Source organism: Nostoc sp. DedQUE07, from assembly GCF_034530975.2.
Taxonomy (GTDB): Bacteria; Cyanobacteriota; Cyanobacteriia; order Cyanobacteriales; family Nostocaceae; genus Nostoc.
On the sequence record NZ_JAVRCC020000090.1, the window covers coordinates 1 to 11,891 of the forward strand.

An 11,891-nucleotide genomic window follows, 5' to 3' on the forward strand; every position below is an offset into this window, starting at 1 on the left:
GTACAAAGCAAAAGAGGAGGCGAGGGCAAAGAGGCATTTAAATCCAGTTTCTCTTCTGCTCCCCTGCCCCTCTGCTCCCCCAAGCCGCCGCGCTAAAGCTTCCAGCGGATTTACTCCAGGACGAATGCTTCTAATCCACCATTGTTCGCTGCTGGGTATTTGTTTACCCAATCGCAGTTGAGGAATTACACCAGCTTGCACAATTGAAGATTTGCCGCTTCCAGAAGCACCGATGACGGCTAGAAAAGAGCGATCGCGTAATTGGTGAATTAACTGCTGAGTTAAAGCTTCTCTACCGTAAAAATACTGACTATCTTCTTCCAAAAAAGCACTTAACCCCATGTAAGGGCATACTCCCAAATCCAATCCTGTGGTTGTTTCTGGTGTGTTCGTGTAAGTTTTTGCTTGGAGAATTTCTATAATGCCTTGTGTACCTGATAGCCAGATGTAAAGAGGAAAACCGCTACCTGCTAAGGATAATTGTAATTGAGCGATCGCTCCGGCGGCTGAGAGTCCATCTGTATGGGTTGCCGCCATCAAAGTATCAAGAAATTTTTGGGCAAAGCGTTCTGGTGCGTCAGCAGGCGAGGCGTAGGCTATTAAACATTGTCCTTGGTGGGAGTCTATTTGCAAATCTTCTACCCAATCTTGCAAGGATGTATTAGCTACAGGACAATCCAGGATGACAATTTGTTGAGCTGTGCAGAGACGTAGCTGTTGTTTCAACCAGGAACGCTTGATGCGGATATTTTCTCCCAGCAATAACCATTCGCCTGCGTCGGTTTCTTCAATTCTTCCCCGCAGATAAAGCAGTATAACTTCTGATGCTGGTTGTTGTAAATGACGAGCGATCGCTTCTTTGATGCGATCGGCAGATACTTTTGTTGCTGGCAAATACTCTAGTGCAAAATCTCCAGAACTTCCGAGAAATTTGCTAATATCTAGTGTTGTTTTGCTGATTGATAATCCCTCTACTACTATTCCTATCCGGCGATGCACTCCAAGAGTTGCCTGGGTTAATCTTTTCCCGACAATTAGTTCCCCAACTCCCTCAACAATTCGTTTAGGAGTTTGCAAGGGATATTCTCGAAAAAGTTGAGTTTCTCCTTTAGTTTTTTTCTGCTGATTAATCAGCCGTAATTGTTGATTACTTTTATCTATATATTGGAGAGTTTGATGATATACGTATCGATACAAATTATCCACATAAATTAAGCCTTGGCTATCTGCTGCCTCACCTTGCAACCCTTTCATTAAATAATAAGTAAATACCCCATGTCCCAATTCGGGAAACTCCCAAGATTGCTGGTTAGTATCACAGGAAAGCAAAGCATAAAAACCTTTACTTTTAGCAGCACGCTGCTGTAATAGTTCAACCATTTTTGGTGTAGCATTCAGCAATGGTTCTTTTGTTATACCTCTGAGTGTCATCCCGCCACTATGACAAGCATCTAGCCAAACAAGCTGATTTTGCACTCCACTATTACCCAACAACAGCAAAATTTCTTGTAAAGCTAAAGCTGTGTTTTGCAGATCGGATTTTTGAGTATCTGCCAAACACAAAAATGCTTGCTGCGCGTTTGGTTCTACAATTCCATGTCCAGAAAAATAAAATAAAATAGTATCAATAGATTGAGCCGCAGTGGTAATTTGCCGCAGACTGGCACGGATGTTTTCTAAAGATGGTGGTTGCGGTGCAAAATCATGATATATCTTTACCTCTGTTTGAGTAAATTGTGCAGATGCATCTACCAACGCTTCTGCTAAACCCTGACAATCTACTGTTGAATAACTAAGGCTGGGTAGTCCGTCATCTTGATATTGATTGACTCCCACCAACATTAGCCATAGCTTAGGAGTTGCAGTTTGTTTGACTGAAGTTGAGCGACTAGCGATCCCAATTGGTGGCATTACAGTAGTCCTAAATGCGTTGTAAATAAGGTAGATACTGTTGTAACTTAGGAAAATCAAATTATTGATGATTATTCAGGAAGTTCAATAACCGCTTAACAACAGTAAAACATTTGCAAATATACTAAAAGTTTCTCAAAAGTCCTTCATCTCTAATGGTATGCAACTTGTACTTTATGATAAAATTAGCATAAAATTACAACTCAGATAAGATTGATATACCAGAATTAATAAAAACTGAATTGCAGTCCCAAACCGATAAATTTTCTATACAAACACTTGTCATAGGTTGAAAAGTCTTATTACCAGTAAAGTAACCATTGACCATCGCAAAACAATCCATGACCTTGTAGAGTTATTCTTTCATCGTCAGGATAAATACAAGTAGTTGGTGCAATCTGATGAAGTGTGTGTCCACTGTGCAAGACAATTTCACCAACTTTGTAATCATGAAAAGTTTTGGTTCTAAATCGTTTAAGAATCTCTACATCACCTGCGATCGCTTGACTATAATCATTTATATAGTTAAAATCCCAAACATTCAACCCACCCCCACTTTTCGGCAGTTTAATTGGTAAAGTAAAGGATATTGTATTTATAGTATCGATACCTTCATTCCATTTGAGGTTCCGGTATTGCAAATCGAAGTGTGTGGTAGCATTGGGTTTAGTGATAAGATTAGAATCTTGCCAAATATGAAAACCGGGCAGCGCTGCATCTGGTTTATACCTTACAGGGTTTATAAGCGTCTGCTCTAAATATTCTTTGATTAACTTATAAAGCCAACCTAAGTGTAGTTCTAGAAGTAGATTATATTCATGAGCTATAGTATAATAATCCTTAGAAAAATTAGGTTGATTTAAGAAATCTAAGTAACTAGCTGTACCTAAAGTATAGAAAAACTTTGGAGAGTTCCCTCGTTTTATCCAGAATTCTCTTAAACTATGAATTACAGAACAAATATCATTACACTGTTCAAATGTCACAATTTGTTCTGAGAAAATTTCATTACTCGAATCTGTATACCAACTAATACTATTTACTGCAATATCTTCTGTAAGCAAAGCTAATAGCGAGTCGGTTATTTTCCCATCTGCCCGAATATCATATCCATCGTATCCCGGCATTGGATTAACTTCTAAACACCAGTACTCTAAATCGTTAGTAACTTTAAAATCCCAACCTGCAAACTTTAACCCCAACGCAGCAGTTGCATTAATAATTTTTTGATGTAAAGCTTCTGGTAACTCCCACTCGATATACTCAGCTTCTTCATGAAAATGGCGATAGTCTACCTGTGGACATTTTATTAATTCTGCGTGAACTCTATCACCCACTACATGCGCCCGCACATCAGCGCCCTTTATATATCTTTGTAAATGAACTGGGCCAGCGTCTGGGTGGAAATCGAGAAACTCCTCTGATTTTACTAGTCTACTATCCGCACGAACACCCGATGTTGTCTTAACAATTGTTAATCCAGCGTTAGCAAACTCAGCTAGAACTTCTGGATTGGAACTAGTAACGCTATCAGCAACTTGAAAACCTAAAGATTTTAGATGAAATTCATGAAGCGGTTTTGAGAAATTATTTGCACCAGCACCAGGACGATTAATAACGTTACCGGGAATATGTTCTAGCCAACAGCAAAGTGCAGCAAGAAGACTTTTCCATCGCATCGCATCTTGTACATCTGATTGTACGGTTGAAAGGTCAATCAAGCGACAATAATAAGAACCATGAGGATTTAATACATACTTTTGGCTAGAACAACTTATCCAGCTTTGATTATCATCGGGTAATGCTAGCCTCCAATCTCCATTTTGAATCACTTCGCGTAAATTAATTACTTGGACTTCGACACCACGAGATTCAGCATAGTTAACAAAATGACAAAAAGTGCGATCTGAATCGAGACCAATTGCATAAATCATGAGAAAATAGTCTCCAAAAGTGCGGGAGCAAAATCTGACCAAACAAACTGTATTTCTTCCAGCGATGGATAAGGGTTAATACGAGCAATATTGGCACTCTCTAAGTTGCTATCAATACTCCAAGTTACAGTGCCAAATACCAAATCTAAATTTCTCAGCAGCGAAATACTTTTTTCTTCTAGCTGCAAATGTTCTAGAGATGTTTTGGTGCAACGCCATGCTTTATTTTCTAAAACAACAACAATTTCATATTCAAGGTTAGCCGAAACCCAACTTGCGCGAAATGGCCCCACCCCTTCAGGGATTTCTGGATACGCAGCAGTATTATAAGTAGTTAAATCTTGGAGATACCATTGTTTATCGAGTAATGCTTGCGGCGATGGTGGAACTTGCGAAGAGAATACTTCTAGATTGCTAGTATAACCAGCTTTTAATTTAGTCAAGTTAGAAGAATATGATAAATTACCCCAAAGACTATTTGCAGTTGGACGATTAATTACTGGTGATTTAGATAATGTCATCGCTGCCCATAAAGTAGCAAGACACTCATCATAAATAAAAGAATCATCAAAACTAGTGCGAATCGGCATCTGTGGCGGAATTCGTAAAATAACTGGGATTTCTGGTGTAATAGATAATTTTTCAGAAGTAACACTGATAGAAAACATTCTTGCAGCATTACAAACATCTAAAAGTTCACTCGTATAACCTTTTTGTCTAACCAATTCGTTAACTGCTTGACAAAAAATGTCATCACTCGAACCAATAATTAATAAATCCATAATTTTTAGTCCATCATTTTTCTCATCTGAGGCTTAGATTCCCGGCTTTTTCAACAAGTCGGGAATCTGTTTTTTCACAATCTCTATTCTTTAGAAGATTGGTTTGTTAACTTTAATTAAAGTTTGAGGACGCACATTTCGTAGTACAGGAGTTTTCAGTTGGTCTGCTGGTAAAATAACTGGATTCACTCTATCTATAAGAACACCACCACAGTTACCACTTTCGCAACTCTCTTTACTATCCTTACCTTTATCGCTAGAATCTTTGCCTTTATCGCTCGATTCTTTTGTTTTACCACCGTCAGTTTCTAAGATATTATTCAACGGTCGTTGGTTCAAATTATGAAGAGTATCGCGACGGGCAGCATTGCTAATAAAAGGCTTATTGGATACGCTACCATGAGAATTTACTTGTGGGATAGATTCAGCTTTAGCTACAGTACTAATAATTGAACTAGCTATTGCTAAACCCATTACTAAGGCTAAACGTGTAGAAGTTGAACTTGTAATTTTCATTTTAATTATCCTTTAAGTTTGTTTCTTGGTTTTGTTGTTTTGACTGGTTTGAAAAAATCAAATTAAGGTTTTCAGTTTTCACCTTTCACTTATTCAATAGGTTTGCTTGGATATTTTTATGCAGTCTTGTCAAAATTTTTTAGAATTATTTTTTGAGAATAATTCAATCTGAAATACAAATAGAAAAACCCCGCAGAGGCAAGGTTTAATGCTGGGATAAGTTTTATATTTTGCAGCAGTTTTGAAGTACAAATCTGTGGGCTTTGAAGCAAGAGCTAGAAACTATTTCTATGTTATTTTCAGTCTTGCTTTGTGTACCTCAGTTACTTGCAAATTTCTCTGTTTTTGTTAGAGTAATAATTGATGCTGATTTTTAGTGATTATTTATCTCACTCTTGGTTGCTTTTGAAAGTATTCACGAGAATAGTAATTTTGTCTGCCGCTATTATCTAAAAACTGCGTATAGCCTTGCAACAGTAATTCTTGACGAGCAGATCCCAAGGTTAGGAAGGAATTTGCGAACCCTTTATTATAGTTGGCTGTTGCATATTTATGATTAGTATCTTGGACATTAATACCATAGGTAAGTAATGGTGCAGTTCCCCAATCACAATCACTAGGATGACATTTGCCAAACACCTGAATATTTAATTTATTGCTACCACCTGAGGTAATTACTAAACGAGTAATATTAGAAGTATTGGCATCTTTATTTACCCAAGTACCAATAAAGTCAGCAGGTACAGCTAAAGCAGGATTGATTAAAGCAGTAGTTAAGATGCTACTAGCAGCAATAATACTTAAAGAACGTTTCAACATTTTATTCACACTCTATTATTCGTAATTGTTTTTGTAATTTATTGATAAGTAGACACGATTACCAGTTGGCTAAGTATAAAATATTTCATTGAAGTCGAAATATAATCCTCACACCTTGTAGTAAAGTTTGTGTAGGCGTCCTTTAACGCTTTCAGTCTTCCTATAGGTTGGGTGACAATTTTTTATGCATCCTCGGCAAAGCATCATCGAAATATTTTCAACTTTTGTGCAATTTGACGCCGATCGCTTCATCCGTTGGGCGACGGAATCAAAGCTACGTCGCAGTATGCAAAGTTGTCTCAACCGCACGCCTCAAGAAACCTCGGAACATTTTTGGGTTTTATATTGGTATAAATTTTGGCTCATTCCTGAAACAATGCTACTGGCTAAAGAGCATCTGGCAGCTTACTTGCAAGAATCCTGTTATTGGGCATCCCAAAAAACAGTTAACAGTTTTGCGAGTACTCAGTACAAGCTATCAGACTGTTTTCAGATTGCGATCGCTCAAGTTGATAAAGTCCTCAAAGGGTTTAATCCAGATGGAGGCTTTATTTTAAAAAACTACGCTACTGCTCTCTTTAGCAGTGCTATTCGGGAAAATTTACGCCAAAATCGTGAAATTGATATTTGTACCGATTGGGGATTATTACGAAAAATTACTAAAAAGTTTTTGGTGGAGTCTTTACAAAATGCAGGTTTGTTGCTAGAAGATATTAACGATTACGTCCTCGCTTGGAACTGTTTCAAAAGTATATATATCCCCACACAAAAAGGTACTTCTCGCCAAATATCTCAACCAGACAACGAGATTTGGGAGGCGATCGCGAAAGCTTATAATTCACAAAGTGGTCAGCAAGTCAATTCCCAAACCTTAGAAAAGTGGCTTTTAACTGCTGCTAAAGCCGCACGCCGCTATCGTTATTTTCCGGTTGACTCTCTCAATATTCCTAAAGGGGGCGATGATTCGTGGGAGTGGCTTGATAATATTCCCGGAACACAACAAGAATCTCTGATTAATGAAATTCTTGCTGCTGAAGAAGAACAAACAAGAAATTTCCAACAAACTGAGATTAACAAAGTTTTAGTGGCTGCGATCGCTCAACTCGAACCGCAAGTACAAGAAATTTTACAACTTTATTATGCTCAAGAACTAACTCAAGACAAAATTGCCAAACAATTACAAATACAGCAATATACTGTCTCACGACGACTAAAAAAAGCTCAAGAAACTTTGTTACGCTTTTTAGTTAATTGGAGTAAAGATAGTTTGCATATTTCCGTTACTTCAGACCTACTGCATAGTATAAACACACTAATGGAGGAATGGTTGAAAAATTACTATGGTGGATAACTGGGGAGTGGGGACAAGGAGAGTTAAAATCTCGTTCATCCACCTGAAAACCTCGTTAATCTAACTACTTACAACATTTCATTAATTCGTAGTGAATTCTCTGCACCCCTTTGCGTTTACCTTTGCGAACCTACCCTGCGGGAAGGCGAAGCGCCTATGCGTTTAAATTTCAACCCTCAATTCGCAACGATTTTACGCAAAGCTGAACTTAGAATCTCAACCCCAATCCCCAATCCCTATGACTACTGTATTTACTTTCATCAACCCAACAGATATGGTTTTGGAAATCCCTACAACTACCCAAAACCAAGCGGATTTACACAGCCAAGCTTTTTCTAATGCTAATTCTCGCTATCAAGCTTATATTAATCAACTTTGCCTGGATGCTATCTTGTTATGGTTGCAAGAAGACTGGACACCACAGACAAAAGTTTGGCCAACTACCACTGCTTTACCCAGTTTTTGGGAACTGGTTAATGGAATTGCACTCACCGTTGAGGCAACAAGATTAGTCTTGATACCAAGCGAGGCAATTGATTTGAGTGAATTGCGAGTACCTCAAGAATGGGTGGATATTCCTAGTTGGGTAGGTGATTATTATTTAGCTGTGCAAGTCGAGCCAGATGAAGGCTACGTCAGGATTTGGGGTTATTGCAACCATGAAAAACTGAAAACTCAAGGTAGTTATGATGCCAGCGATCGCACTTATTCCCTAGATGGTACTGATATAATCAACGACATCAGCGTTTTAGCTTTGGCGCGTCAATTGTGCCCAGAGGAACCCACTCGTAGCCCTATTGAAGAGATTCCCAGCTTATCGCCACAACAGGCAGAAAATTTAATTGCCCGTCTGGGAAACCCGGAAATACTTACACCCCGCCAAGAAATCCCTTTTCAACTGTGGGGTGGATTAATTCAACATGGCGGTTGGCGACAAAATTTATATCAACGACGCTTAGGATTACCAGAACAATGGTCAGTTATCCAATGGTTGCAAAGCGGTGTTTCTCAAGTTGCTGAGGCTGTTGGTTGGGGAAGCTTTGATTTACAACTTAGTGCTGCTGGGGCGCGGGGTGTGGAAGATGCACAACCAAATACTATTCTCTCTCGTCGGTTGGCGATCGCAGGTCAAATTTACGAATTTTTGATTATACCACAAGGTGAGCCAGATGCAACTATTTGGCGTTTTGAATTACGTAACGCTGCGATCGGTGCAGCTATTCCTGGTGGTTTTAAACTCCGATTACTTACCGAAGATTTACAGCCTTTTCCCAATAATGAAGATGTAGCTGCAACGGCTGTAGAACAACTCTACGTAGAAGTTGCCTTAGAAGCAGGAGAAAGCATAGTCTGGGAAATAGAACCTTTTCCCGACAATTATAATTGGGAAATACTCAAGTTTTAAAAAGAATTTAGGCGTTGTATATTTGCGGGATGATTTTGTTGGTTTTGTGAGATAGGCAATAAAGAGGTTAGTCATGGGAACTCCTGATTCAGACGCACTGGTATTTTTTGGGGCAACAGGTGACTTAGCCTACAAGAAAATCTTCCCTAGCCTTCAGGCAATGGTACGACGGGGCAATCTCAATGTCCCAGTGATTGGGGTTGCCGGACGATCTTGGACGACGGATCAACTTAGGGAAAGGGCACGTGATAGCTTAGAACATAATGGTGGTATAGATCGAGACGCATTTGAGAAACTTTCTGGTCTACTCCAGTACGTTGCTGGTGACTACAACAAACCAGAAACTTACGAAAAATTACGTCAAGCCCTTGGTGATGCTACTCATCCCCTCTACTATTTGGCAATTCCACCAAGCTTGTTTGCACAAGTAGTGTCAGGATTGGGCGAATCAGGCTGTGCTAAAAATGCGCGGGTGGTAATTGAAAAACCATTTGGACGGGATTTGAAATCAGCACGCGAGTTAAATCAAATTCTGGCATCAGTTTTTCCCGAATCATCCATCTATCGCATTGACCATTACCTGGGCAAAGAACCACTGCTGAATTTACTCTATTTTCGGTTTGCCAACTCTTTTCTCGAACCCATCTGGAATCGCAACTATGTTGAAAGCATCCAGATTGTGATGGCAGAGGACTTTGGCATTCAAGGAAGGGGGCGCTTCTATGAGGAAACTGGCGCAATTCGGGATGTAGTGGAAAACCATATGCTGCAAATATTGGCTTCAGTGTGTATGGATGCTCCCGCCAGTACGGCTGCCGATTCCATCCGGGATGAAAAAGAGCGTATTCTCAAAGCTATACCTTCAGTGCAACCCGATGATATTATTCGCGGTCAATTTTCTGATTACCGTAACGAAGAAGGTGTTTCTCCTGACTCCCAAGTAGAAACTTTTGTTGCCGTGCGGTTATTTATTAATACGTGGCGGTGGTCAGGAGTTCCCATCTACATTCGGGCTGGGAAGAAATTGCCTGTCAAAACTACTGAGGTAATGGTCAAGTTCAAGTGTCCACCTTTAGATGTGTTCCAGGAGGGAAGACAAAAAAACGGTAATTATGTTCGTTTTTTACTAGATCCAGAGGTAATTGTGGGATTGGGCGCTCGCACTAAAATCCCTGGAGAAGATATGATCGGCTCTACGAATGAACTCCTAGCCTTTTACGGAGGTGGCGACGAGATGGAACCCTATGAACGTCTATTGGGTGATGCCATACAGGGCGATCCTACCTTGTTTGTACGAGAAGATACCGTAGAAGAGGAATGGCGGATTGTCCAGCCAATTCTTGATAACGTCACACCCATTTATCAGTATGAGCCAAATACATGGGGCCCACCTGAGTCAGATCGACTGCTCTTGCCAACGGATCAGTGGTACAACCCATTAGCTAGAGATGATTAATTAAAAAAAGTCAATATAGCTTAGTTTGCCGCCATCGGCATACTAATCTGAGGAGATGAGTTTTTCGATTAGTTCTATAACAAAAGTATTGCCCATCTCTTCTTTTGAGCGATCGCCAGCCGCAAGCAGGGGCTAAAAATGCTTTTAAAAACCTCAAAGTAAGAAACTTTAGAACTTAGATTTTTACTTGGGTTGCCACAATGGAGTGATATCAAGGTTTCCAGCAGATATGGCATTTTTAACCCTGGTAAACCCACTCCCGGTTTTTCCTCGACCCCAATCGACCGACATAATCCAACTTTAAATCAATTTTTTCCAGCAATTTTTGTGCGATGGCGCTGTTTCGCCCGCCTGATTGCGATCGCACTAAGGGTATAACTTGACCAAAACAAATGATTATCTCTACTAGTACAGGTCGGCGTAAAAAAAAACAGACTATTTTAAATCACTGAGAAGCCTATACAAGAAGCTTTTTGACTTTTGAATGAGTGATTTGGGCCTTGCGGTACTAGCTACATTAATATTTCTCAATTTGACAAATAAAATCCAGTATGAGTGAGGTAAATTTTTCAGGATACCAAAGTCCCCATTCGTGACAACCTTCTTCTACAGTCATTAACTTAGTGTTGGGTATAATGGCCGCCATTTCTTGAGCGTTACTTAATGGCGTAGTTAGGTCTTTCTCTGACCATAATAATAAACAAGGAGCTAGGACTTTTGGTAGTAAATAGCTTATGTCTTCGTACAAAGAAATTAGTAATCCTTGAATAACATTTCCGGTATTAAATAACAAGTTATAGCAGAAAACCAAAGGAATATCAATTAATTTCAACCTCCGTCTTGGTAAAAACAGTTGAAAGGTCATTTCGATCGCTCTTCGCAGGATTATCTTCGGTATTGATAGCGTAGGAATTCCTGTACTATCTACTAGAATTACACTGGTAACTTTTTCTGGAACAATTGCAGATAAGGTAATAGCAATACCTCCGCCAAATGATTGCCCAACTACATGAAAATGTTCTAACTCTAAAACTTCCAAGAACGAAAGGAGAAATTTGCTATAGCTAACGTAATCAGGAATTAGCCCAGAGTAACTCGATCTCGCAAAACTAGGCAAGTCAGGAGCAATTATGGTATGATGCTGTGCTAGTAGTGTCAGCACTTCTTGATAAGGCTGGGTAGAGATTCCCCATCCGTGCAGAAATAGAATCGGGATTGAACTCGACTCCAAGTTACTTTGTTGATAAAAAATAGTGCAATCCTGTAATTCGACCTGATGATTAGTTAATTGGGATTTCAAAACAACAACCTCACTCACTATAACCTGATAAATTACTTCTACTGTTATATAACAGTAACAAGTCCACAGGTTTGACGAAACTTTCTCAAGGATTATATATAGTGGTTCTCAGTTAAGTGAAATTCGGCTTCATGTAACTATTGCTATATCGTACTATTAACTGACGGAGCATTAGTATTTGACCTAACTTTGACCACCAAGGACGATTAGGTAATTAGGGGAAAAAGTAGCAGAAAACAAAGGATTACATATCTTAAGCTGGTCAAGTAAGTAATCGCACAAAATTATTTACACATGAGTTTCTAATCTGGATAAGAGTTTCATGGCTTAACTTTGTGTAATTAATTTTGTTTAGCTATAGGAATCTGATTTGATTTCTGAATTAATCGTAGGGACTAGGGACTGGGGATGGTGGGG

General features: G+C 39.3%; 9 protein-coding genes. 3 read left to right on the plus strand and 6 right to left on the minus strand.

Annotation, left to right across the window (positions count from 1 at the left end; genetic code table 11):
- The 5 genes from RMZ95_RS33085 to RMZ95_RS33105 all read right to left on the minus strand — a co-directional run.
- Positions 1-1,911, minus strand: a 1,911-nt coding sequence (locus tag RMZ95_RS33085) for a caspase family protein (RefSeq protein ID WP_409884425.1), incomplete at its 3' end; no start/stop codon positions are given.
- 302 nt (positions 1,912-2,213) lie between these two features.
- Positions 2,214-3,845 carry a hypothetical protein gene (locus RMZ95_RS33090; RefSeq protein ID WP_322684033.1) on the minus strand — a complete coding sequence of 544 codons (1,632 nt, stop codon included), beginning with the start codon at positions 3,843-3,845 and terminating at the stop codon, positions 2,214-2,216.
- Positions 3,842-4,627 carry a hypothetical protein gene (locus RMZ95_RS33095; RefSeq protein WP_322684034.1) on the minus strand — a complete coding sequence of 262 codons (786 nt, stop codon included), beginning with the start codon at positions 4,625-4,627 and terminating at the stop codon, positions 3,842-3,844. The genes RMZ95_RS33090 and RMZ95_RS33095 overlap by 4 nt, the downstream gene beginning before the upstream one ends.
- A gap of 90 nt (positions 4,628-4,717) precedes the next feature.
- Positions 4,718-5,143 carry a hypothetical protein gene (locus RMZ95_RS33100; RefSeq protein ID WP_322684035.1) on the minus strand — a complete coding sequence of 142 codons (426 nt, stop codon included), beginning with the start codon at positions 5,141-5,143 and terminating at the stop codon, positions 4,718-4,720.
- Positions 5,144-5,527: 384 nt separating this feature from the next.
- Entirely contained in the window at positions 5,528-5,962 is a 435-nt protein-coding gene (locus tag RMZ95_RS33105) for a hypothetical protein (RefSeq protein ID WP_322684036.1), read from the minus strand.
- Positions 5,963-6,146: 184 nt separating this feature from the next.
- Between RMZ95_RS33105 and RMZ95_RS33110 the strand changes: the two genes are divergently transcribed.
- From RMZ95_RS33110 to zwf, 3 genes are all read left to right on the plus strand, one after another.
- Complete coding sequence (locus RMZ95_RS33110; RefSeq protein WP_322684037.1) at positions 6,147-7,313, plus strand: sigma-70 family RNA polymerase sigma factor; 1,167 nt, start codon at positions 6,147-6,149, stop codon at positions 7,311-7,313.
- A 238-nt stretch (positions 7,314-7,551) separates the two neighbouring features.
- The gene (locus RMZ95_RS33115; protein WP_322684038.1) at positions 7,552-8,718 is read left to right on the plus strand and encodes a DUF1822 family protein; all 1,167 of its coding nucleotides are present in this window, start codon (positions 7,552-7,554) and stop codon (positions 8,716-8,718) included.
- 73 nt (positions 8,719-8,791) lie between these two features.
- Complete coding sequence (gene zwf / locus RMZ95_RS33120) at positions 8,792-10,174, plus strand: glucose-6-phosphate dehydrogenase (protein ID WP_322684039.1); 1,383 nt, start codon at positions 8,792-8,794, stop codon at positions 10,172-10,174.
- A gap of 517 nt (positions 10,175-10,691) precedes the next feature.
- On the opposite strand, the gene RMZ95_RS33125 is transcribed toward zwf, so the two are convergent.
- Positions 10,692-11,474 (minus strand): alpha/beta hydrolase, encoded by a 783-nt coding sequence (locus tag RMZ95_RS33125; protein WP_322684040.1) that lies wholly within the window; start codon positions 11,472-11,474, stop codon positions 10,692-10,694.
- Positions 11,475-11,891 lie beyond the last annotated feature (417 nt).